This window comes from Streptococcus cameli (genome assembly GCF_053207365.1).
This window is the reverse complement of sequence record NZ_JBRUIM010000003.1, coordinates 123,413-148,040: the sequence shown is the minus strand read 5'-3', so window position 1 is coordinate 148,040 and position 24,628 is coordinate 123,413. Positions and strand designations below refer to the sequence as shown.

20 protein-coding genes are annotated in these 24,628 nt (G+C 43.1%); 2 read left to right on the top strand and 18 right to left on the bottom strand.

The features are described 5' to 3' along the window. Position 1: 1 nt before the first annotated feature. Entirely contained in the window at positions 2–670 is a 669-nt protein-coding gene (locus ACVR1I_RS07480; protein WP_447443398.1) for an MIP/aquaporin family protein, read from the top strand. A gap of 553 nt (positions 671–1,223) precedes the next feature. On the opposite strand, the gene rpsO is transcribed toward ACVR1I_RS07480, so the two are convergent. The 6 genes from rpsO to ACVR1I_RS07450 form a co-directional block, all read right to left on the bottom strand. Continuing rightward, positions 1,224–1,493: a 30S ribosomal protein S15 gene (gene rpsO / locus ACVR1I_RS07475; RefSeq protein WP_447443397.1), complete on the bottom strand. Its 270-nt coding sequence runs from the start codon at positions 1,491–1,493 to the stop codon at positions 1,224–1,226. A gap of 171 nt (positions 1,494–1,664) precedes the next feature. After that, positions 1,665–2,960 carry a uracil-xanthine permease family protein gene (locus ACVR1I_RS07470; RefSeq protein ID WP_447443396.1) on the bottom strand — a complete coding sequence of 432 codons (1,296 nt, stop codon included), beginning with the start codon at positions 2,958–2,960 and terminating at the stop codon, positions 1,665–1,667. A gap of 203 nt (positions 2,961–3,163) precedes the next feature. Next, on the bottom strand, positions 3,164–4,456 hold the full coding sequence (locus ACVR1I_RS07465; protein WP_447443395.1) for a nucleobase:cation symporter-2 family protein: 1,293 nt from the start codon (positions 4,454–4,456) through the stop codon (positions 3,164–3,166). Positions 4,457–4,561: 105 nt separating this feature from the next. Beyond that, entirely contained in the window at positions 4,562–5,212 is a 651-nt protein-coding gene (locus tag ACVR1I_RS07460) for a nitroreductase family protein (RefSeq protein WP_447443394.1), read from the bottom strand. 99 nt (positions 5,213–5,311) lie between these two features. Next, positions 5,312–6,034 (bottom strand): pseudouridine synthase, encoded by a 723-nt coding sequence (locus ACVR1I_RS07455; protein WP_447443393.1) that lies wholly within the window; start codon positions 6,032–6,034, stop codon positions 5,312–5,314. A gap of 71 nt (positions 6,035–6,105) precedes the next feature. Next, positions 6,106–7,266 carry an MFS transporter gene (locus ACVR1I_RS07450; protein ID WP_447443392.1) on the bottom strand — a complete coding sequence of 387 codons (1,161 nt, stop codon included), beginning with the start codon at positions 7,264–7,266 and terminating at the stop codon, positions 6,106–6,108. Between the two features lie 148 nt (positions 7,267–7,414). On the opposite strand from ACVR1I_RS07450, the gene def reads away from it, so the two are divergent. Further along, a complete protein-coding gene (def, locus tag ACVR1I_RS07445) occupies positions 7,415–8,029 on the top strand; it encodes a peptide deformylase (protein WP_447443391.1) in 615 nt (204 codons plus the stop codon). Positions 8,030–8,106: 77 nt separating this feature from the next. On the opposite strand, the gene ACVR1I_RS07440 is transcribed toward def, so the two are convergent. From ACVR1I_RS07440 to ACVR1I_RS07385, 12 genes are all read right to left on the bottom strand, one after another. Further along, entirely contained in the window at positions 8,107–8,859 is a 753-nt protein-coding gene (locus tag ACVR1I_RS07440) for a CPBP family intramembrane glutamic endopeptidase (protein ID WP_447443390.1), read from the bottom strand. Positions 8,860–9,099: 240 nt separating this feature from the next. Next, entirely contained in the window at positions 9,100–10,077 is a 978-nt protein-coding gene (locus ACVR1I_RS07435; protein ID WP_447443389.1) for a Gfo/Idh/MocA family protein, read from the bottom strand. Between the two features lie 161 nt (positions 10,078–10,238). Next, positions 10,239–11,480, bottom strand: a complete 1,242-nt coding sequence (locus tag ACVR1I_RS07430) for an aminopeptidase (protein WP_447443388.1) — start codon at positions 11,478–11,480, stop codon at positions 10,239–10,241. Positions 11,481–11,578: 98 nt separating this feature from the next. Next, the gene (locus ACVR1I_RS07425) at positions 11,579–12,814 is read right to left on the bottom strand and encodes a DUF4767 domain-containing protein (RefSeq protein ID WP_447443387.1); all 1,236 of its coding nucleotides are present in this window, start codon (positions 12,812–12,814) and stop codon (positions 11,579–11,581) included. A gap of 79 nt (positions 12,815–12,893) precedes the next feature. After that, positions 12,894–13,955, bottom strand: a complete 1,062-nt coding sequence (locus tag ACVR1I_RS07420; RefSeq protein WP_447443386.1) for a hypothetical protein — start codon at positions 13,953–13,955, stop codon at positions 12,894–12,896. After that, positions 13,952–14,287 carry a PadR family transcriptional regulator gene (locus ACVR1I_RS07415; RefSeq protein ID WP_447443385.1) on the bottom strand — a complete coding sequence of 112 codons (336 nt, stop codon included), beginning with the start codon at positions 14,285–14,287 and terminating at the stop codon, positions 13,952–13,954. Before ACVR1I_RS07415 ends, ACVR1I_RS07420 begins: the two co-directional genes overlap by 4 nt. Positions 14,288–14,450: 163 nt before the next feature. Next, positions 14,451–18,848 (bottom strand): PolC-type DNA polymerase III, encoded by a 4,398-nt coding sequence (locus ACVR1I_RS07410; protein WP_447443384.1) that lies wholly within the window; start codon positions 18,846–18,848, stop codon positions 14,451–14,453. A gap of 118 nt (positions 18,849–18,966) precedes the next feature. Next, on the bottom strand, positions 18,967–20,823 hold the full coding sequence (locus ACVR1I_RS07405; RefSeq protein ID WP_447443383.1) for a proline--tRNA ligase: 1,857 nt from the start codon (positions 20,821–20,823) through the stop codon (positions 18,967–18,969). Between the two features lie 120 nt (positions 20,824–20,943). Next, positions 20,944–22,200 (bottom strand): RIP metalloprotease RseP, encoded by a 1,257-nt coding sequence (gene rseP, locus ACVR1I_RS07400; protein ID WP_447443382.1) that lies wholly within the window; start codon positions 22,198–22,200, stop codon positions 20,944–20,946. A 9-nt stretch (positions 22,201–22,209) separates the two neighbouring features. Further along, positions 22,210–23,004, bottom strand: coding sequence for a phosphatidate cytidylyltransferase (locus ACVR1I_RS07395; protein ID WP_447443469.1), 795 nt, complete (start codon positions 23,002–23,004; stop codon positions 22,210–22,212). Between the two features lie 23 nt (positions 23,005–23,027). After that, a complete protein-coding gene (uppS, locus tag ACVR1I_RS07390) occupies positions 23,028–23,777 on the bottom strand; it encodes an undecaprenyl pyrophosphate synthase (RefSeq protein ID WP_447443381.1) in 750 nt (249 codons plus the stop codon). 81 nt (positions 23,778–23,858) lie between these two features. Further along, positions 23,859–24,617, bottom strand: a complete 759-nt coding sequence (locus ACVR1I_RS07385; protein WP_447443380.1) for a GNAT family N-acetyltransferase — start codon at positions 24,615–24,617, stop codon at positions 23,859–23,861. Positions 24,618–24,628: the final 11 nt, after the last annotated feature.

Here is a 24,628-nt window from a genome sequence, read left to right as displayed (position 1 = left end):
AATGAAAAAATTTTTAGCCGAGTTAATCGGTACATTTATGCTTGTCTTCATCGGGACAGGTACAGTTGTTTTTGGTAACGGAACACAAGGTGTTGGCCACCTTGGCATTGCTTTGGCCTTTGGTTTGACCATCGTCGCTGCAGCTTACTCAATCGGAACCATCTCAGGTGCTCACTTGAATCCAGCTGTATCCGTTGCCATGTTTGTCAATAAACGCATGGACGCAAAAGACCTTGCAACCTACATCGTGGCACAAGTTTTTGGTGCAGTTCTTGCATCTGCGACCCTCTACTTCTTCTTGCTAAACGCTGGTGTTGAAGTGGTTAGCTTAGGAGAAAATGGCTTTGCAGCAGTTAATGCTTTTGGCGCTTTCTTGTTTGAGTTGATTGTATCCTTTATCTTCGTCTTGGTCATTGTAACAGTGACTTCTGCATCAAAAGGAAACAGCAAAATCGCTGGTTTCGTTATTGCCATTACCCTTGTCGTTCTGATCTTGCTTGGTTTGAACGTTACAGGTCTTTCTGTAAACCCAGCCCGTAGCTTGGCACCAGCCTTGTTTGTCGGCGGAACTGCCTTAAGTCAAGTTTGGGTGTTTATCCTAGCCCCAATTGCAGGTGGTATTTTGGCAGCTCTTGTCGGAAAATACCTTCTTGAAACTGAAGAAGCATAATCAAAACAGTAGCAGAAAAATCTGCTACTGTTTTGATTTCCCAGTTCTGCAATGATTAATCCATCTCAGTTGAGTAAACCGTTTCTGAGTTCTTACCTAATATAAATTTAGGACTGTAAAAAAACGAAGACAAAGCCTTTAAGTTAGGAAGCAAAGCCGTAGATTGGACTAGTGTCCATCAAGGCAAGCTGACAACGCATCAAAATCAGACATACAAAAAGACACCCTTACATCAAGGAGGCCTAATTGAACTCGGGCTAAGGTCTTTGCCAAGCTATGACCTCTTAATACCCCTATATTTTTCAAGTTAAGTGGCTATATTCGAGGCAGAGTGCCGATGATAAAGCTTGAGGTTAGCAAAGTGGTCTAACAATAAGCAAAGAATTGTTGCTTTATCTTAAAAATCAAAAAAACTCTCTAAATCCAGAGAGTTTTCTTAATAGTATTTTAAGGAATAAAAAGCTTTGAGTCTAGAAAGTGAAGCCGTAGATTGGACTGCTGTCCATCAAGGCAAGGCAAACTGACGAAGCATCAAGGCTTTTTAATCTTAAAATTAACGACGAAGTCCGAGTGAGTTGATCAATTCACGGTAACGGTTAACATCGTTCTTACGCAAGTAAGCCAACAAGTTACGACGGCGACCGATCTTTTTCAACAAACCACGGTATGTAGCGTAGTCGTGTTTGTGCTCTTTGATGTGGTTGTTCAAGTGGTTGATTTCCCAAGTAAGGACAGCAACTTGTACTTCTACTGAACCAGTGTCACCTTCGTGACGGGCATATTGAGCAATGATTTCATTTTTTTTCTCTTTTGAGATTGCCATGAGTATATTCTCCTTTTTCTTTGAGCCTAATCCGAGTTTCAGGTTGGCATGCCCTCAACCAAGAAAAAGCTAGATTGTCCAATGGACTTCTATTAGTCTACCAATCTTTTGCCCATTTGTCAAACACTTATACTCTAAAAAAGCCAGCTCAAAAGCTGGCTGAATTGTAGTTTATTTTTCTGCTTTTGGCAAAATCAAGTTCATGATGACACCGACAATAGCACTGAGAGCTGTTCCAGAAAGGGTCAAAGCACCTACTTCTAAGACGGCCCCACCCAATCCAAGCACCAACATGGAGCTGGCGATAATGAGGTTACGGACTTGACCAAAATCCACTCGGCTTTCAATCAAGACTTTCAAACCGTTGCTAGCAATAACGCCGTACAATAGAATAGACATTCCACCTAAAACCGCACTTGGAATGGTTGAAATCAAGGCTGTAAATTTACCGAAGAACGAAAAGGCAATGGCGATCAAGGCCGCATTTCGGATCACGGAAACAGACGCGATGCGGGTCATTCCGATTACACCTGTGTTCTCCCCGTAAGTTGTATTAGCTGGTCCACCAATCAAGGCAGAGACAGCAGTTGCAACACCATCTCCAATCAAGGTTCGGTTCAGACCTGGATTTTTCAAGAAGGGGCGACCACAAATTTGGCTCAAAACCGTGTGGTCACCGATATGCTCGGCTACCGTTACAATGGCAATCGGCAAAATCGCCAACATTTCTGGTCCAAAGTAGAGCTCATAACTCTTGAAGACACCTGTTTTAAATGGCAAGATAAATCCTGGCAATTCAAACCAAGCCGCTTCTACAACTGGAGTAAAGTCTACTAAACCAAGGAAGATAGACAAGATATAGCCGCCAATAATAGCAAATAGGAAGGGAATGATTTTGATAAAGCCTTTTCCATTCGTATTGATAAAGGCTGCAATGAGGAAGGTCACAACTGCAACAACCATGTTTTTCCAGTTGCCATCTGCCACAAAGCCTGCGCTAGTAACAGCTGAATTGGCCAAACCAAGACCGATAATAATGATCATTGGTCCAATGACAATTGGAGGCAAGAGGGTATCAATCCATTTGGTCCCAATGACCTTAATCAAGGCAGAGATGACCACATAGATGAGTCCGACAAAAAGAATACCTGTCTGTGCGGCCGAGACATTCCCATCCAAAGCCTTAATTGCAACAGCCATAGCAGAAATATAGGCAAAAGATGAGCCCAAATAAACCGGCACTTTGAACTGCGTCGCAACTTGGTAAATGAGTGTTCCGATACCAGAAGCAAACAAGGCAACAGACACTGGCATTCCTAAAATAAGCGGTACTAAGATCGTTGCCCCAAACATAGCAAATACGTGTTGGAAACTAAGCAACAAGCCCTTGCCAAATTCTGGCTTGTCATTCACATCTAAGAGCAAATCCACACTCGGTTGCTCAGTCGCTACTGTTTTGTTTTCCATATGTTCTCCTATTTTGGGCATACAAAAAGGGCCCAATTCTATTTAGATAGTCATAGGCCCTCAATTTTTTCTTGATGTCTTTCTCACCTCACGGGATGAGTTTAAAAACCTACGCTTGTTGTATTCTATCACATTTTTTTCAAAATGCCAACTATTTCTTTTTAAAAAAACGCCTCCAATTTTGGAGGCTTTACTGTGTGAGCTTATTTTCGTTCTTTTAAGACAATGTTCAAGACAATCGCAGCCAAGGTCCCTGTTGAAATACCTGAAGACAAGACCATCTGAATTGGTGTAGGCATATTTGCCAACAGTTCTGGGCGAACCGTTACCCCAATTCCCAAGGCAAAAGCTACCGAAATAATCAGGAGTTCACGATCTCCAATCTTGATTTGAGACAGTGTTTTAATCCCTTGTGCAGCTACCAAGCCAAACATGATGACACCAACACCACCCAAAACAGGCTGTGGCATAACTGAAATCAAGGCACTGACTTTAGGGAAGATACCGAGACCTGTCAATAACAGACCTGCAATAACCATAACATGAGTACTTGCTACCTTGGTCAAAGAAACCAAGCCAACGTTTTGTGAGAAGGCAGTATTGGGACCTGCACCAAATAAGCCCGCTAGGAGAGAACCGACACCATCAGCCAAAACCCCATTTGCTGCTCGTTCGCTGGTCATTTGTGTATGAGAGGCTTCTCCAATGGCCATCATAATGCCTACTGTTCCAATCAAGGATACCACATAAGCTGGCACAAAAGATAAGATGGAAGACGCATCAAAGGTTACGCCATAACGTAGGATACTTGGAAAGGCAATCCAGCTGGCATTGGCTACTGCTGACAAATCAACCTTGCCCAAAGCCAGACAAATCAGATAACCAAAAATCATACCGATAAAGACAGAAGCTGTTGACCACATCCCTTTTCCATAGTGATTGAGTACCAAGGTGAAAACCATGACAACAAAGGCAATGGCAATATTTTCAACCGAACCATAGTCTGTTGCACCTGCGCCACCAGCTGCCCAATCCATGCTCACTGGAAGAAGCGTGATCCCAATCAAAGCCACCACTGTTCCTGTAATTAACGGTGGAAAATATCCCATCAAGGGTTTGATGAAACGGCTCAAAATAATCTCTACAAAAGAACCTGCAATGGTTGCACCAACAATTCCTGCAATGCCAAACTTTGCACCAACGCTAATGGCAGGACTAGCAAAGGTAAAGTCTGTCCCCATCATACCAGGAACACGTGATCCAATTGGGCCGATTCCTTTTGACTGCAAGAGAGTCGCTAGACCAGCTGCAAAAATCGTAGCTGATACCATCACTCCGGTATCTTCAACACTCAATCCAATGGCACCTGCCACAACTAGGGGCACAGCAATAATCCCTGCAAAAGCGGCTAAAATATGTTGTAGGGCCAAAATCACACTGGTTCCAAGAGGTGGTTTTTCTTCCAAGCGATAGAGCAATGTATCCTTATTTTCCATTTTATCTCCTTTTTTCTTTTTGGATAGATTGATTCTACCAAAAAAAGAAAATATCCGCAACGATTTGCGAATATTTTGTTTCTTTTTTATAAAAACGTTCGGTTTTTATGTAAAATCAAGAACTGATTCTACTGGATAGCGAATTGATTTCACTTCTGCTTGCAACTGATCAATATCTGGTTTTCCGATTGCAATCGCCATATTAGGAACAAATCGTTTTGGATCTAAACCAAGTGTCTCTGCAGCTACTTTGGAATTATAGCCTTGTATTGCATTTGTTTCATAACCATGGGCCCGCGCAACTAACATGAGCTGCATTGCTGCTAGAGAACTATTTGTTTTTGCATCATGAACAAGTCCCTCATAGGAAGCTGCTTCATAAAGCGGTAAAAAGGTTCGAAATACTTCGTCTCTCTTTTCTGGTGTAATCCGACCATCTTCACAAGCTTGATTCCACAGATCACGATAGGATTTATAAGCTTCAGTATCTCCAAAGACAAATACGATGGCAGCGGCTGTTTCCAATTGCGGAAGATTGAATTTCATAAAGAAAGAGCGTAATTTTTCTTTCCCTTCTTCGGAATCAATAACCACAAATCGCCATGGCTGCAAATTACAAGCAGATGGTGCCGAAATAGACTCAGAAATCATTTCTTGAATTTCTGAACGTTCAATTTTTACAGTAGGGTCAAATCGTCGCACTGAATGACGATTCAATAGAATGTCTGTAAAATCATTATTTGGAAATGAAACCATAGGTGCCTCCTTTTGCACAATGCAAGTTATTTTTTTCACAAATAGTTTATCATTTCTTCCTTGAAAACGCAATCATAATTCAAAATCCTTAATCACTTATCATTGCATCAAGTTCTCTAACTCTTTTATCTCTTGCTCAGTCAGGTGTCGCCATTGACCAAGCTCTAAACCTTTATCAAGTGTCAAGGACCCCAGGGACAAGCGTTGCAAATCAACTACTTCTTTGCCACAAGCTCGAACCATGCGCTTAATTTGATGAAATTTACCTTCTCGAATGGTTATCCGAACAAGACAGGTATTGCCTGTGTGATTCGTTTTGAGTATCTCTAATTGAGCCGGTTGGCAAGTAAAATCCTTTAGTTCGATCCCTTTTTCAAAGGCCAGCTGGTCGTCTGTCGTCAAAATGCCTTCCACCCGTGCTTGGTAACATTTGTCCACGTGTTTTTTAGGAGACAGCATGGCATGGGCCAAGTCTCCATTATTGGTCAACAAGAGCAAACCGTGGGTATCCTTGTCCAATCGACCGACTGGAAATACTCCTTTTTGACGTGCCTTTTGATCCAACAAATCAAGAACAGTCCGGTGCTTGTCATCTTCTGTCGCGGAAATAACACCTTTTGGCTTGTTCAAGAGATAATAAACAAAAACCTCATGCTGTAATAATTGCCCATCAAGACTAACCTGGTCTGTTTCCTGATTTAGCTGCCACTTGGGAGACGTTTCTACTTCTCCATTGACCAAGACTCGTTTTTGTTTTAAGATTTTTTTCACTTCTGTCCGTGAACCAATACCACAGTCCACTAAAAATTTATCTAATCGCATGTTGTTATTATACCAAAAAATCCCTGTCTACAAAGACAGGGAGATACTCTATTCAATCGATCGATTTTTTATTATTTCTTTTGCTTGGCCAAAACATGAACACCAACAAATAAGAGAGCACTCAAAACAAAAGAACCAACTGCATAAATCCCAAAAGCTCCTGTTTTGGTCGGATTGAGCTGTTCCAAAAATGTTGGGAAAATCGAAGCAGTCGCACCACCAATATTACAGCCCATTAAAACAATGGTCATGACGGTTGTCCGAAGGGCAAGAGGTGCGCGTTCGGTCGCTTGACTAAAGACAATATTTAAAACAACACTGTAAAAGAAACCTGAAATCATGGCTCCTAAACCAAGAACAATCAAATTGGTCGAAAAGGCGATAATGAGGACAGATAGTCCAAAAATCGCATAGGCAAAGGGCAAGAGCAAGTGTTTTAATCGTCCGACCATGCTGGCAAAAAAGGCACCAGAAACAATCCCCATCAATTGCATCAAACCGGTCACAAAGCCAGCTTCCAAAGCTGTTCCAATTTCTTTTGTCGTCAAAATAATGGGAATCCGAATCGTGATGAAGGTATTGACATTGATAACAAAAAAAGCAAAGAAAGCCAGCGCCAAAGCTGTTAGCCAAAGTTCTTTTGTCATAGTAGCAGTGCCCGTTTCAACCTCAGCTACTTCTTTTTGTTCCGGAACGAAGGTCACAAATAAAAAGAGGAGTACCAAGGCCATTACGTAAACAAGGAAAGCTCGTTGCCAACCAAAACCAGCTAGCCAGCCCGCTAAAATGGTTAAAGAGGCACTCCCTAACACTTCCATAGAGCCACGTAGCCCCATCATACGGATTCGCTCTTTTCCACTATAATGAGCCCCAACAATATTGATCGCACGCGCATTAATCAAACCAAGACCCAATCCTAGCAAAATTCTACAAAACAAGACAACGGGATAAGAGGAGACTAAGGCTGGCAAAGAGCCACCCGTTGCCATTAAAATGAGCCCCATGACCATAATGGTCCGCTCTGAAAAAAAGCGGACAATAATCGGATTTAATAACAGCGTCACCATAATAGCAAAAGAAGTTGCTGTAATTAATCCTTCCACTTGTGTAACAGCGATCCCTTGTTGCCCAAAATGAGCAATCATTTGCGGAATCGCAGGTGAAACTGCAAACGTCGACACCAACATCAAGGAAAGGGATAAGATACTGATGTGTTCCATCGTTTTTCTCATAATTCTCTCGATTCTTCTATTTATATTCTATAATCTAGTATAAAGGATATGAAACGAAAAAGAAACCCTTTTTTATCCAAGTGCCCTATCCCCTTTCCCATAATCGACTTTTCATGGTATACTACTAGAAAGTAAAAAGGAGAATCACATGTCTGCACAAGAAAACATTACCAAACCCGCACATTTAATTGATATGAATGACATTATCCGTGAAGGCCATCCAACCCTTCGCCAAGTTGCAACAGAGGTAACGGAACCTCTTTCAGATCAGGACATTATCCTAGGCGAAAAGATGATGCAATTCCTCAAGCATTCCCAGGATCCAGTTATAGCGGAAAAAATGGGCTTACGAGGCGGCGTTGGCTTGGCTGCTCCCCAGTTAGATATTTCAAAACGCATCCTTGCTGTCCTAGTCCCAAATCCAGAAGATGAAGATGGCAATCCACCAAAAGAAGCCTACGCCCTCCAAGAAATCATGTACAATCCCCGCATTGTTTCGCATTCTGTACAAGAAGCCGCCATCGAAGGCGGAGAAGGTTGTCTGTCAGTTGACCGTGAAGTACCTGGTTATGTCGTACGTTATGCCCGTATCACAGTCGAATACACCGACAAACTAAATCAAAAACATAAAATCAAGCTAAAAGGTTTTAATGCCATTGTCGTTCAACATGAAATCGACCACCTCAACGGGGTTATGTTCTATGATCGCATTGACCCCGAACACCCATTGGCTATCAAGGACGGTATGCTAATTATCGAATAAACACAAAAAACGAACACAGATTTTTTGGTCAAAAACCAAAAATAGTGTTCGTTTTTTTATTATTATTGTGTGACTTATCAAGCTCTCTCAAAACCAGTTGCAATGTCCTGGATTTTCTTAGGCCGCAAGAGAACAAACACAATCGGCAAGATGATGACAGACAAGACAATCACCCCAATCCAAACGGCTTCTGGAATGTCGGGTGTTGCCATGCCATTGATACCAATGACAATGAAATCTTGTAAAAAGTGGAAAAACATAACCCAAATCAGTGATCTTGTCCGTAAGTAAGTCGCAGCAAATAAGGTTCCTAAAAGGGCCGTCATACAAACTTGAAACAAGGTGTAGTCTAGTGGTTGATAAAAGATATTGCTCATGTGACTCAAACCAAATAAAAGACTGGTCGCAATAGTCCCCAGTAGAACCGTTCCTAATGTCGCTTTTCCGTCTTTCAATAATTCTCCCAGCAAGATTCCTCGGAAAATATATTCTTCCATAATTCCTGCTTCAAGGCTCACCACTGTCGCCACCAAAAGGTTTTTGGATTGGACACTACCGATATTCCCCACATGAACAAATCCCATAAATAACATCAAACCTAAGGCTGCCAATAACTGTTTACCAAAGGGCAGTGACTGGTCATACAGCTTTGGAAAAATGCCTAAATACCGCTTATCCAGCCAGTAAAACAGTCCAACAAAGAGAACTCCCTGAAAGATAATCGCTGGGTAAAAAGAAAGGGGAATCACTTTATACGTCAATAAGATTAGTTGAAAGAAACTCCATAACCCAAACATTCTAGCCCATTTATTGTTCAATATTTTTTCCATCCTTACTCTCCCATTCTAAAAACAATCCTGCTGTTTTGCTCCCAAATCATCAATTGTTCATAAACTGTATTCTACCATATCTTTGCAATTTTGACACCTGTTTTTTGTATGTAGAAACACGAAACCAAACCGACTTTCCAAACAGGCTGAGGACTCTGCTGACTCAGCAAAAAAGACACTTTTCAGACACTAACTTATCAACTAAAAACCAATTCCTCTATCAGAATTGGTTTTTACGTTCTATTCTTCCTCAGGATAGGTCATACCCCATTCTCTTCGCAATTGGGTCATGATACGCATCACATCTTGGCTATAAGTTAGGTAGCTATAATCTGATTGGCCAGAAACCGTCGCCTCCATATCCAGCACTTCATAGCGCAGGGCATTGGCTGTGTCTCCTTCTTGGATCACTTCTGTGCTGCCATCTTCTGTGTAGGTGATGATAGCTTCTTGCCCTCTTGGGTACTCATAAATTTCAATATAGCCCTTATCATAGGCTAGAAGGCCTCGTTTGGGTTGTTTGGCATGTAAGCTGAGGGTAGCTGTTGCCATCTCCCCTTCTTTATTGGTCAATAAAATCCCAACCTGTTCATCAACTCCTGTCGGTGCAAGTTTGACTTGTGAGCAGATTTGATTCGGACTAGAAGTCATAAACCAACGAATAAAGGACAGGGCATAAACACCAATATCAAGGAGGGCGCCACCAGCCAATTCCCGACTAAAGAAGCGGTTGGTCATATCGTATTCTTTGTAGGATCCAAAATTCATTTGGATCATTTTCAAAGGACCGAGCTTGCCACTGTCTACAATGTCTTTTAGTTTGCGGTAGAGAGGCATATGGAAAATGGTCATCGCTTCGGCTAGAATAACATGGTGTTTTTCAGCTAGTTCAATCGCTTCTTTCAATTCCTCACTATTGAGGGTGATAGATTTTTCACAGAGAACATGTTTGCCAGCCACAAGGGCCTTTCGTAAAAAATCAATATGGGTATTGTGAGGGGTCGAAATGTAGATAATATCGACCTCTGGATCTTCAAAAACAGCATCTATCTCAGCATAGACCTTTTCAATCCCATATTTTTCAGCAAAAGCCAAACCTTTTTCATAAGTCCGGTTGGCAACCGAATAAAGTTTGCCTCCAAGGCTTTCCAAGGCTTGTGCCAACTCATTGGCAATGACACCCGTTCCTAACGTTGCCCATTTGTATTGAATGCCCATATTTTCTCCTTATCCATTTTTTAAAAAGAGGCTGGGATAAAGATCCTAGCCTTCTTATCATTTATCTTGAGTTTAACAAGACGCAGTAGTTGAATGGGGGGGAGATGACAAAACCGAACCGATTCGGTGACCAATTTCTGTCCCACTCCCTATCAAAGGTCTTAAATGGCCCAGTCGCCAGCACGGAAGATTGGGACAACTGTTCCATCTTCACGAATACCGTCAATGTCCATCTTGTCTGATCCAATCATGAAGTCCACATGAACATCCGAACGGTTCATACCAGCTGCTTCCAATTCTTCTTCAGACATTTCCGTTCCACCCTCGAGCGAGAAGGCATAGGCTGCACCAATCGCCAAGTGGTTGGACGCATTTTCATCAAAGAGGGTTGTAAAGAAGGTGATATTTGATTGAGAAATTGGGCTCTTATCTGGTACCAAGGCTACTTCACCAAGGGCGCGTGCACCGCGGTTGTCAAAGACCAATTTCTGCATGACTTCTTCACCTTTTTCAGCCGTTACTTCAGTAATTTGACCGTTTTCGAAGGTTACTTTAATGCCTTCAATGATATTGCCGTTGTAGCTGAGAGGTTTGGTTGAGGTCACATAGCCATCTGCCACGCGGAAATCAGGCGCTGTGAAGACTTCTTCTGTTGGCATGTTGGCCACAAAGTGTTCGCCTTGGGCATTGATAGAGCCAGCCGATTCCCAGATATGGTTCTTAGGCATTCCCAATACCAAGTCTGTTCCTGGGGCACGGTAGTGCAATTTAACAAACTGCTCTTTGTTCAAAACAGCAGCTTTTTCATCTAAACGGGCTTCGTGTTCTACCCAAGCTTGTACTGGATCTTCTTCGTAGATACGGCAGGTTTTAAAGATTTGATCCCACAAGAGGTCAACGGCTTCTTCTTCGGTGGCTGCATCAGGGAAAACTTGTTTGGCCCAAGCAGGACTAGAAGCTGCACCAAGTGTCCAACTGATTTTGTTGGCTTGACTCGCCAAACGAAGAGGTTTCAAGGCAATGCTGGTTGCACGTGTTGCTTTTGATAACTTCTCTGGATCAACACCATCTAAAGCGTCAGGTGCATCGGACAAAATTACCAGACGGCTAGCTTTTTTATCCAAGACATAGTTCATTTCTTCAACACGGTAGGCTGGAACATTTTCCAAGCGCTCTTCTGGAACATTGAGGAAACGTTGACGGGTCACAAAGTCATCCGTCCAAGTCACCATGACTTCAGCTGCTCCCAAGTCATAGGCTTCTTTGACAATCAAACGTGCCAATTCAGCTTGGTCAACTGCAACTGTCAAAACAACAGTATGCCCAGGTTGGACATTGATTCCTTGCTTCACCAAGAGGTGAGCATATTTTGCAAGGTTTTCTTTAAAATTTGGTAAAACCATAAAAACTCCTTTAAATGAAATACCCTATTATTATATCATAAACTCAAAAAATGAGCATTGAAAGAGCAACCCAATAACGGGCCTATTCAATGCCGTTCTTACTGACGAACAATTGTAGCAAAACCATTTTTCAAATCTTCGTTAGCCGTCTCTTTACTGACAAAAAAGTTTGCCCACTTAACCTCAGCAGGAGCTCCTTGTGGAGGTTGCATTCGGTTATTTTCAGAATAAAAGACAACGGGGCTGCCATCTTGACGAAGGGCAAAATGGTAACGATGCACCAAATTGATATCCCTTTGGTAAACATAAGTAGCCACAATAGTAAACTCCGAGTCACTCACACCTGTCTCACTGTAAGTGACATCCATACGATTTTGCCAATCACTCCCTTGCCAAAAGAGATCCCCTTGGTCTGTTACCTTTTTGTAACCAGGTTGCCCCATGCTATTTCCCCAATCTACCATGAAGGCAGCCAATTGCTGCGATTTATTCTGATTCCAACGTTCCTTACCTGTGGTGACTGTCTGATCGCTTGCAACCCTATAAAAAATCCATTCTGGTTTTTCTTGGAACCAAGTCTGTCCACCATTGTTGGCGATATAAAAGCGATCTCGTCCTATATCTGTTTGATCTTCTACACCTTTTGCTGCCAAGCCAGCTGGTAAAAAGAGAAATCCCATGCCGTTTGGCGCTACGACACTACCATCTGCATTGAGGAGCTCTTGGGAGTAGGGACCTGCATACTCCGTCCCGTTTTCATCAAGGTTCAAACCTTTGAAACGATAGATCTGACTATCTGAGCGAATTTGTCCTTCATTGGTAATTTCCCAACGGTCGCCAACAGCATTTTGCCAAGTTCCAGACAAATCTGCTACATGAAGACTAGTCGGAACAGAAACGTCTGACTCATTTGTTTTCTTAGAAGAGTCACTAGTTGGACTATCCTCTCCTACCTCTTCCTCTTCATTCACTACTTCGACATCCTCAAATAAGGTTTTCCAAGAATCCGTGGTTACCTTTTGATCTGTTCTTTTAAATACCATTAGATTGCCTTCTTCATCCTTGACCTCAACCGTATCCCCTTTGACTCGATAAGTCAGCTTTTGGGTTTTAGAAGTCAAACCAAGTAGACTGGTTTCAATCTCAAAGGTATTGCCTTTTATTGTTCCCTCTCCAGTGGCAATGAGGGCTTTTAGGGCCACATTCTCACCGTCAACAATCAGTTGGTACCCATTTTTTGTATCTTCGTAGACACCATCTTTTAAGCGACTACCACAAGCTGATAAAATAAATAGGCTTAGGGCAAGCAATACATAATACCATCTCTTTTTCATCTTGATCTCCTTTTTTTCTATAATAGTATAGCATATTTTTGAAGTTTACAGGCAAAAAATAAAAACAAAACGGTATCTTTCAGATACCGAGTTGGTGAAAATAAGACTCTAGGTCTTCCTGAGAGGGTGCTGCTTCTTGGACAAATTGTTTTCTGGCAACCAAGCCATGCTGAAGCAATTTGACAAACCCAGACATGACCAAGCCACAGACTAGCAATTCAAAGACTGTAAAGATGAGGGCATCTGTTAAGGGGTCTTGAAAATAGCTTGGTAGGGCAAAAAGAAAGCTAAATCCCACTACATAGGCCCATTTCCATTTGATGAGCCGTTCTTCTTTTTGGATGGATTTTTCGACTTTTTGATAAAAAACCTGAGACGTCATGCCTTTTTTGGCCTTGCGACGGAATTCTTTAGCGTAGGCTTTTTCAATTTCTTGCTTGGTTAACAAGGCTTGAAAATTCTTTTTTTCTGCTTTTAAGGTTGATTTTAGTGCTTCTTCTTCCGGATTCTTCCATGATCCGAAACGGTTTTGATTGCGGTAAATTTCAAATCCTTTATACCCCAGAAGATAGGTTCCAATGACCAACATGAGCCAAAAACGTGGTGCTTGAAGGTCGATTTTTTGATTCAAATACAGCCCTAGCCAAAGAAGAAGACCAGTCAAAACCAACATCGTCCCATAGACATGGACGAGTTTGATTTCCTTTTTCCAAGATAAGAGACGGTATAGGAGATGGGCAACCGGAATCAGCAAGAAACCCGCTCCGATACCATAAAGATAAAGAAAGATAGCCATTTGCGGCTGTATTTCAAAGAAGAGCCAGTCTCCTACAAAGTAGAAAACTTCTACAAAAAAGATCAATTTGCCCAGTCGATAGAGTCGTTCTGGAATCGACCGGATCAAGCCACCGAAGCGTTCTTTGCCAAAGTATTCTTTACAAAATTGATCTATATCTGTGCCAACAATCTGTTCAAGGGATTTCCCTTCTTCTTGAGCCGTATAGAGCACATCAAATAAATTCAGAAGGGCGTCCTGAATCTCCTGTTCTGGTTGTTCGGTCAGGTTTGCATAGAGCTCTGCCTGCTCAAAAACGGCCTGGTAAGGTGGGCGTAATTGTTGGGATAAATAAGCATAACTCATGATTTCTTCTCCTTGTTCTGTAAAATCTGCGACACACTGGCTGCAATCTGTTCAAAATCCTTTTGAAAGGAGCGGAGTTTTTCTTGACCTTGCTCCGTTATCTGGTAATACTTGCGAATGGGCCCAAGTGGGGACTTGGCTCGCCGACAAGAAATCCAACCATTCTTGTCCATACGGGTTAAAATGGGATAGAGACTGCCCTCTCCGATACTCCCCAGCCCCGTCTCTTCTAATGTGGTCAAAATCTCATATCCATAGGTTTCACCCCTAGCAATAATCCCTAAAACACAGGATTCCAAAACCCCTTTTAAAAGTTGGGCATCAAGTGGCATGACTCTCTCCTTTCTACCTTATTAGCTACTAGTTTATGCCAAGTAGTCTTTTTCTTTTATTTTACATCTACTACTTGTTTATGTCAAATAGCTTTGTGTTTTTTCAACATTTTTTAACAGTTTTAGCCGCAAAAAACGAGCTTGATCCAGCTCGTTTTATTTTTTAAAAAATATCGTCAAAGAGGCTGAGTTGGTTGTCTTCTGGCATTTTGCCTAGGATGCCCATATCGTCCATCTTTTCAACCAAGGTAGACGAGAGGCCGCCGCGCTTCCGGAGCTCTGTTTTAGAGAGGAACTCCCCATCATCACGGGCCGCGACTACTTGTTTGGCAACGTTCTCTCCCAGACCATCCATGGCTACAAACGGTGGAATCAGGGTGTTGCCCTTGATCAAGAAATCGGTCGCATGGCTCTCATAGAGGTCTAGTTTCCCAAACTCAAATCCACGTTCCAGCATTTCGTTAACAATTTCAAGGGTTGTGTAGAGGTCGATTTCCACATTCGACGCTTCGTTATTCTTGCGTTTTTCTGCAATTTCAGCCATTTTGGCCTTGACCTTATCTAGGCCACCTGACATGGTTGCCAAATCAAAGGCTTTGGCCCGAATAGAGAAATAGGCACAGTAGTAATAGAGTGGGTGGTGGACTTTGAAGTAGGCCACACGAAGGGCCATCATCACGTAGGCTGCCGCATGGGCTTTGGGGAACATGTACTTGATTTTTCCACAAGATTCAATGTACCAATCCGGGACATTGTTGTCCTTCATGGCTTGAATATAGCCATTTCGCTCTTCTTCTGAAATCTTGAGCCACAAGCCTTTCCGCACCCTCTCCATAATATTAAAGGCCATCTTGGGCTCTAACCCTGCATGCATGAGGTAAACCATGATGTCGTCCCGACAACCGATAACGGTTGACAAGTCCGCAATCCCATTTTTAATCAAATCTTGGGCATTTCCAAGCCAAACGTCAGTCCCGTGGGACAGACCAGATAGCTGAAGCAACTCCGAGAAGGTAGTTGGGTGGGTTTCTTCCACCATGCCCCGTACAAAGTTGGTTCCGAACTCTGGAATTCCCAACATACCCGTCGGTGTTCCGATTTGTTCAGGAGTAACGCCCAAAATTTCGGTTCCAGAAAAGAGGGCCATCACGCCTTGGTCGTCAAAAGGAATGCTGTTGGGATCAATATCTGATAGCTGCTGTAGTTTGCGTACCATGGTCGGGTCATCATGACCCAGCACATCTAGTTTTAAGACGTTTTCATCAATATCATGGAAGTTAAAGTGAGTGGTTTGCCACTCGGCCGTGACATCATCTGCCGGATACTGGACAGGGGTAAAATCATAGACATCCATATAGTCTGGCACAACGACAATCCCTCCCGGGTGCTGTCCTGTTGTCCGTTTAACACCAGCAGCTCCAGCTGCTAGGCGTTCGACTTCAACATCGCGGTAAAATTTCCCATAATCCCGCTCATAGCCACGGACGAAACCATAAGCTGTTTTGGCAGCAACCGTACCAACGGTACCCGCCCGAAAGGCATATTTTTCCCCGAAGATTTCGCGAACGTCCAAATGGGCAAGAGGTTGGTCATCCCCTGAGAAGTTCAAATCGATATCGGGTACCTTGTCCCCATCAAAACCAAGGAAGGTTTCAAAGGGAATATCTTGGCCGTCTTTTTTATAAGCCGTGCCACATTCTGGACAGTTTTTATCCGGCATATCAAAACCAGATCCGTAGGTCCCATCCGTCACAAATTCCGAATGCTGGCAATTTGGACAAACATAGTGAGGCGGCATGGGATTGACCTCGGTAATCCCAATCATGGTTGCGACAAAGCTGGATCCCACCGATCCACGTGAGCCCACCAAGTACCCCCGGTCGTTGGAGCGTTGCACCAGCATTTGCGAAGCCAAATAAATCACGGCAAAGCCATTCCCCAAGATCGAAGACAACTCTTTTTCAATCCGTAGGTCGATAATATCTGGCAGTGGATTGCCGTAAATCTCAAAAGCCTTCTCATAAGTCAACTCCGCAACCGTTTCCTCTGCTTTTTCAATATAAGGGGTATAGAGGTCTTTTTTGACCACTTCCACTTCCTCAAAGCGCTCCAAGAACTGATTGGGTTGGACGATGACAATCTTACGGGCCAAGTCCTCTCCCAAAAAGCTAAATTCATCCAGCATTTCGTTGGTCGTGCGGAAATGGGCTTTTGGCAGTGGAGCCGGTTGGGCATTTTCACCATGTCCAATTGGTCGGTTAATCATGGCACCTTGTCCCAAGGAACGCACAATAATCTCACGGTAAATCTCTTCTTCTGGATCCAAATAGTGAACATTTCCTGTCGCCAAAACAGGCAATCCTGCCTTGTTTCCTACCTCGATGAGATTGCGGATCAAGGTATGGATTTCTTCTATGTTTTTAAACTGTTCTCGGGCAATCAGAGGCTCGTAGAGGGCTGGTGGCATCACTTCGATAAAATCATAATAAGCCGCGGCTTTGACCGCATCATCCATCCCTTTTGAGACCAAGACATCAAAGATTTCGCCGTCTTCACAGGCCGTCCCCAGGAGCAAACCTTCGCGATGCTCATTTAGGACCGTTCGTGGAATCCGTGGCACACCTTCAAAATACTGGGTATTGGAAAGGGAGACCAGCTTGAACATATTCTTGAGACCAGTTTGATTGGCCACATAAATGGTGGCATGTTTGACCCGGGCTTTTTTATAGGAATCTGCTGCAATCAGCTCTGTATTGAGCTGGGTCATGTGCTGAATGCCATGTTTTTCCAACGCTTCTTTTAAGAAAATAAAGAGTAAACGACCGGTTGCTTCGGCATCGTAATTGGCCATATGGTGGTGCTCAAGAGCAACCCCAAGCCGCTTGGTCAAAGGACCCAAACCATGCCGCTTGTATTCAGGATACAAATTGCGGGCAAATTCCAGTGTATCAATGACGGGCTGGGTGATTTGAGGGAGACCTGCTCGCTCATAGTTCACGTTCATAAAGCCCACGTCAAAACTGGCATTGTGGGCCACTAGGACACTGCCTTCACAAAAGGCTTGAAATTCTTCCAAGACCATCTGAAGCGGTTTGGAGCCCCGAACATGCTCATCGGTAATCCCCGTCAAATCCGTCGTAAATTGACTGAGCGGATGACCTGGATCAATAAATTCATCAAATTCAGCAACAATATTGCCCTTGTGCATCTTGGATGCCGCAATCTGAATCAAATCATTGTATACCGCAGAAAGACCTGTCGTCTCCACGTCAAAGACCACGTAGGTCTGCTCAGACAATTCCAAATCAGCTTCATTGTAAACAATGGGAACACTATCTTCTACAATATTGGCTTCCAAACCAAAGATGGCTTTGATTCCGGCCTTTTTGGCAGCATGGTAACCATGTGGGAAAGATTGAACATTGCCATGGTCTGTAATGGCAACCGCCTTGTGCCCCCATTTGGCTGCACGGGCAATCAAATCTTCTACCGTAGGGAGGGCATCCATGGTCGACATATTGGTGTGGGCATGAAACTCAATTCGCTTCTCCCCTTCTGGCATCAAGTCCTTGCGAATCTCGTGCTTGACTTCTTGAATATCTTGGACATTCATGGTCAAGTCCCTTGTAAAGGTATTGGTTTCCACATTTCCTCGAACACGGAGCCAGCTGCCCTTTTTAATCATGTCGTATTTTTGGGCATCTTCTTCGTCCTTGGCCCATTTTTGCAACTTAAAGGAAGAGGTATAGTCCGTCATCTTAAAGTTGATAATAACCCGTCCTGTCCGAGTTGTTTTCTTCTCTGCTTCAAAGACCAAGCCTTCAAAGACCAGGCGGTTTTCCTCGGTTTCGACCTCAATCATAGGGGTAATGATTTCTTTTTCAAGGGAAACGCGGGTTGGCTTGCTTTTCTTAAATTCTTGGAAATTGTTTTGTGGTGCTTCTACGGCAGGAGGCGGTACCATCTGGGCCAACTGCTCCATGGCTTCTAAGTTTTCCAGATTGGCTTTCTGATAGATTTCCTCATTTTGGGCATGGAAATTTTCTTCCAATTGAGCCGTCATATCTTGGGATACTTCAATGTCAATTTTGAGGTCAGAAAAACCAAAACGGGCAAATTGTTGAACCAAATTCGGCAGGTGGTTCTTTCTAAAATGAATACTGTCAATGGTTTGTGGGCCTTTTATCCATAAAATTCCATCAGAAAAAACCACTTCCAAGTCCTGAAAGAGGGACTTAAAACCTGCACTCTGGCACAAGTCTTCTGTGAAAGCCTCCTTGTAGTAGGCCTGGAAGACGTCTTGACCGACCTCTTGTGAGTTGGTCACAATTTCAAAAACAGCCCTATTGCCAGTTTTTGCGAACTCATTTTGGAGACGAACCTTTAGCAATTGGTAGTGTTCAATGGCCAGGGGCTTGTCAAAACGAAAGACAAACTCCCACAGTTTGCTCAGTTTGTGGACAAGAACCTTCTCCAATTTTCCACCAGAAAAATCGCTTGATTCTCTCCATTCAAGCGGCATTCCAATCTGTTCAAATAAGAGTTGCAATTTGTCTGACATAGCTGTCTCCTGTTTTGTAATATGTCTATTTTATCATAAATCAAGGGGAAAGGAAAAAGTTTCTCTTCTCTTTGACAGCAAAAAAAGACCCAGTCCTTAAACTGGATCTTTGTGTTTCTTATTCTTGATTTAAAATGGAAAGTGTCTCCAGCAATTGATCGACATGGACCTCAAGGGTATCTCCCGTTCCCTTGATTTTCACTTCGACAACGCCTTCGGCTGCTTTTTTACCGACTGTGATACGGATTGGCAGACCAATCAAGTCACTATCTGAGAATTTAACACCGACACGCTCATTGCGGTCATCCGTCAAGACTTCATAGCCAGCTGCCATCAAATTGTTTTCGATGGATTGGGTCAAGGCCATGGCTTCCTCATCTTTTACATTGACTGGAATCAAATGCACATCAAAAGGTGCCAACTCTTTAGGGAAATTGATCCCCCATGCAAAGCGGAATTCGCCTTTTGGTGTTTTATTAACAAAGAGGCGGGCATGTTGTTCTAAGACAGCTGACAAGAGACGGCTAACCCCAATCCCGTAACAACCCATGATGATAGGTACATTGCGGCCATTTTCATCCAAAACGTTGGCATTCATGCTTTCAGAATAACGGGTTCCTAGTTTGAAGATATGGCCGATTTCAATTCCGCGTGCAAATTGCAAGACACCTTTTCCGTCTGGAGAGATTTCGCCTTCTTTAACTTCACGGATATCGACATATTCTGTCACTTGGAAATCACGACCAGCATTGGCTCCCTTGTAATGGAAACCATCTTCATTGGCCCCAACAACGGCATTTTTCACGTCCTGAACCTTGCGGTCTGCGACAATGCGGGTTCCTTCTGGCAATCCAACTGGGCCTAGCGAGCCAAAACCAGCACCAAAATGGGTCCGTACTTCTTCTTCACCTGCCACATCAAAGAAATCAGCAGCCAAGTGATTTTTCAATTTGACCTCATTGACTTGGTCATTTCCGACCAGAAGAGCTACCACCAATTCCTCATCTGCCTTAAAGACCATGGTTTTGATGGTTTCATCCCTTGCGACATTCAAAAATCCAGCAACGTCATCAATGGATTTGCAGTCTGGTGTCGCTACTTTTTCCAAAGCCACTTCTGCAAGGACCTTCTTGTCTGGTGTGTAGGCATCAGTTGCCATTTCCAGGTTAGCAGCATAATCTGATTCACTTGAATAGGCAATGGTATCTTCCCCAGATACCATCCAGGCACCCAATTCAGCCTTGATGTCTGACAAGACCTCTTCTGGAATGTCCTCTAAAGATCCAACAGACTTGTCCAAGACCAACCACCGATTGAGATCCGTACGGTCTGGTGTAATAGCCATAAATTCCTGGCTATCCTTACCACCCATGGCCCCACCATCTCCAATAATGGCCTTGAATTCCAAGCCACTACGGGTAAAAATCGCTTCATAAGCAGACTTGTAATCGTCGTAGGTTTCATCTAGACTATCGTAATTGGCATGGAAAGAATAGCCATCTTTCATGATGAATTCCCGTCCACGCAAGAGGCCATTCCGAGGACGTTTTTCATCACGGTATTTGGCTTGAATTTGGTAGATATTTAGTGGTAATTGCTTATAGGATTTAACCGCGTCACGTGCCAAAAGGGTGACCGTTTCCTCATGGGTCGGCCCTAAAATGAAATCAGAACCTTCTCGGTTTTTTAATTTGTAAAGATCTTCACCGTAGGTATCGTAGCGGCCGGATTCCCGCCAAATATCGGCTGATAAGAGAGCAGGTGCTAAAAATTCTACAGCCCCAATTTTTTCAAATTCTTGACGCATGATGGTTTTAGCTTTTTCAATCACACGGTTGGCCAACGGCAAATAGCTATAAATCCCTGCAGATACCTGACGGACATATCCAGCCCGCACCATCAAGGCATGGCTGATTACCTGGGCATCTGATGGCATTTCCCGAAGGGTTGGGATGATCATTTTTGATTGTTTCATAAATTTTTATTTGTTTTCAAAGGCTCGAGAGATTAGAAAATAATCTCCCTTTTCTTCGATACAGCTACCGAAGAAGCACCTTTCCTTTCATTCTTTGATTAAAGTAATGGAGAGCCATTTTTAGAAAAAGACTCGCATAATATCATTCCAGGTGACTGCCAACATTAAGACAACCATCACTGCAACACCTGCTAAAGTAATATAGGTTTCTGTTTCTTGTTTCAACGGTTTTCTGCGAACAAGCTCAATTAAGTTGATGACAATCTTTCCACCATCAAGGGCTGGAATGGGAATCAAATTAAAAATACCTAAATTGATGGATAGCATAGCCAGCAAGCTAACAATGGACAAAATACCATCTTGTGCCGCTTGCGAGCTAATATTGTAGATGGCAACTGGGCCACCTAATTGCTTGATATCAAAACGAGCGATGATATTTTTCAAGGCATCGACAATTAAAAGAGCCGTCCGTCCAGCTTGTTGAAAACCACCAACAATCTTGTCCATAAAACCTGTTTTTAGATAGGGTGAAACACCGAGACGGTAACTTCCTTCCACTTTTGCTGTTTTAACAGTCAACTCTTTTCTATGACCAGCTTCTTCAACCACCAAATCCAGAGCAGATGCTGATTTGGATTCCTTAGTTGAAGTTGCAATCTCAGAAGCAATTTCTTGATAAGTGTTCACCGATTGGCCATTGATCTCGAGAATCCGAACACCTGTCTCCAGACCTGTCGCATGCAGCGCTCCGCCATCTGTTACCGTCACCTGATTGGTTGTATAATCGGGAACGCCCCCCTGTAAGAAGAAAAAGAGGATGAATGCTACAATACCAAGAATAAAATTGTTCATTGGACCCGCAAAATTCGTGATCAAGCGGCCCCAAATCGACGCATTCTGGTACTGCACATCAAGCGGTGCAATCCGAATTTCAGTCCCGTCTTCTTCGATAATGGTTGCATCATGATCAACCGAAAACGTCTTACTCTCTTCTAACACAAGTCCTGTAATGGTCAATTTGTCTTCCAAATCATGACTTGTAACATTCATCGGCAAGGCATTTTCCAACACCTTACTGGAGAGATTGATGCGAGTGACAAGGCCCGCTTCATTGAAAAGCAGAGAAACAGGTGTCCCCGTCTTAAGCTCTGTCTGGTCTTCCCCCCAGCCAGCCATGCGAACATAGCCTCCCAAAGGCAACATACGAATCGTATAGGCCGTACCATCTTTTCCAGTATGGGCAAAAATCTTCGGCCCCATTCCAATGGCAAATTCCCGAACAAGAATGCCTGATTTTTTTGCAAAATAGAAATGCCCAAATTCATGGACAACAACGATCACACCAAATATAAAAATAAAGGCAATAATTCCCTGCATAGAAACTCCTTAAAACAGACCAAAGAAATGCATAATCGGAAAGACAAAAATGAGACTATCAAAACGGTCTAAAATCCCACCGTGACCTGGAATAATTTTTCCAGAATCCTTAACCCCAAAGTGGCGCTTGATGGCACTTTCCACCAAATCTCCAAATTGAGCAAACACCGAGAAAATCGCAACCAAACCAAGCATCGTTGGCAACGAATAGCTCACTGCTACTTCTTTTTTTATGAGCAAAAAAACAGTTGCAACAAGGATCGCTGAGACAATCCCTCCAATAAAGCCTTCGATTGTTTTATTGGGAGAAACCTTGGGCATCAAAGGATGACGACCGATTTGACGACCAATCATGTAGGCACCAATATCTGTGGCCCAAACAATCAAGAGGGCAAACAGCACCTTGGTTAAACTATCCATTCTAGCCAAGACCAGGTAATGAAAACCAATGCCAACATAAAAACTAGACGTAATCGGAAAGACGGCTTCTGAATAATCATAGTGTCCAATATGAAAGACCATGGATCCCAAAATCAGAAAGACGACGATTGCATAGGCCGTCAGATTGCCATCAGTCGGCAAAAATGAAATGTAGTTTTGTAAGGGAAGTGTTAAGACCAAGGCCGCTAGCATGGCTAAAATACCTTCCACAGAACTCGGTGATAAACGGTGCATTTTTAATAATTCTGCCGTTGCAATCATGGCTAAAAAACCGCATAACAACTGAAAGGCAACACCGCCTACAATAAGAAAAGGTAGAAAAATCGCTAGTGCAATTCCTCCAAATACTACCCGTTTCTGCAAATCCTTATTCATTTCTTTCTCCTTTAAATCCCACCAAAACGTCTTTGTCGACGGGTAAATTCAGCAATGGCTTTCTTGAACTCTGATTCCTTAAAATCTGGCCAGGCTACATCTGTAAAATACAGTTCACTGTATGCCGTTTGCCAAGGTAAAAAATTGCTCAATCGCACTTCACCGCTGGTACGAATCACCAAATCAGGATCTCGTAATTTCTTTGGTAACTTCCCCGTAAACAGATAATCAGAAATTAAATTTTCATCAATATCGCCTGGATTAAACTTGGTATCCAAGACATCTTGTACAATCCCTCGCACCGCTTGGACCAATTCGTCACGACCGCCATAGTTCAAGGCAAAATTCAAGATCAAACCTGTATTTTGTTTGGTCTTTTCTTCTGCTTTTCGCAAGGCATCAAGTGTCGCTTGGGGCAAACGAGAGTGCTCACCAATCATTTGGATGCGTACATTATTGGCATGCAGTTCCGGTACGTATTTGTCATAAAATTCAACTGGTAAGTTCATGATAAACTTGACCTCAGATTCTGGTCGAGACCAATTTTCTGTTGAAAAAGCGTAGACTGTTAAGACCTTAACACCCATATCAGAAGCCACCTTGGTCACCTTTTGAAGGGCGTCCATCCCAGCCTTGTGCCCCATGACACGTGGTTGCATCCGTTTTTTCGCCCAGCGACCATTGCCATCCATAATAATCCCAACATGCTGTGGGATTTTTAAAACAAGGTCTTCTGATTTCTTTTTTCTAAAGCTAAACATGGCATTTCTCTCTTTACTATAAATCAGTCTATTATACCATATTTCAAACCATGAAAACAAGCTTACCACTTGCCCTACACCCTATTCTTTGTTTGTATAAGAACGCGGGCTTCTTAAAGCCGTCCAATACCAGGAAGCTTCTTGGTAACCTTGATGCTGGTACATGTCCCGATTCTCTTCTTCTGCAATCAAGATTACCTGTTCATAATCCGCAATGGCTGCTTTTTGAAGGGCTGACCCAATGCCTTGACCTTGAAAGGCATCGTCCACACGGAAGTCATCGACTTCCACAAATTCACCAAAGTACCAGGCCGTAACGTCTCCAATAATCTCTTCCTCTTTGATTGCCAAGAAAATCTGGGAGCCCGGCTTTGGCAAGCCTGCTTGGTTAGACAGCTGCATTTGGTCTGCATAGGTAGTGCCATAGGCGAGGTAATCTTGGTATTTTTTGGCAAAATAAGCCTCCCGATACAAATCGCCTAGAGGAACAATACTGACGTCTGGTAAACTTTTATCTGAGAGACGAAGGTTGGTAACCTGATTAGTAAAAATTAGGTGTTTTAAGGTCTCAAATCCTGCCTCCTCCAGATGGGCTTTGAGTTCAGTTGTCAGCTCTGCTTTTTCCGCAAAAAAGACAAAGGAATAATCGCTGGCATAACCTGCCTGCTCCGTAGCCAAATAGGCCATGTCTTGCTGGAAATTTAGGAGGCTTGGATTGGTTTTGTAGCTGATGTAATTGGAAAAATAGCGTTCCGACATCTGGGCATCTTTAAAATGCTTGAAACGGTCTGTTTCCAAGTAGGTGGTTTCTCCTGATTCCATTAAATCCTTGTAGTTCATGCTGTCTCCTT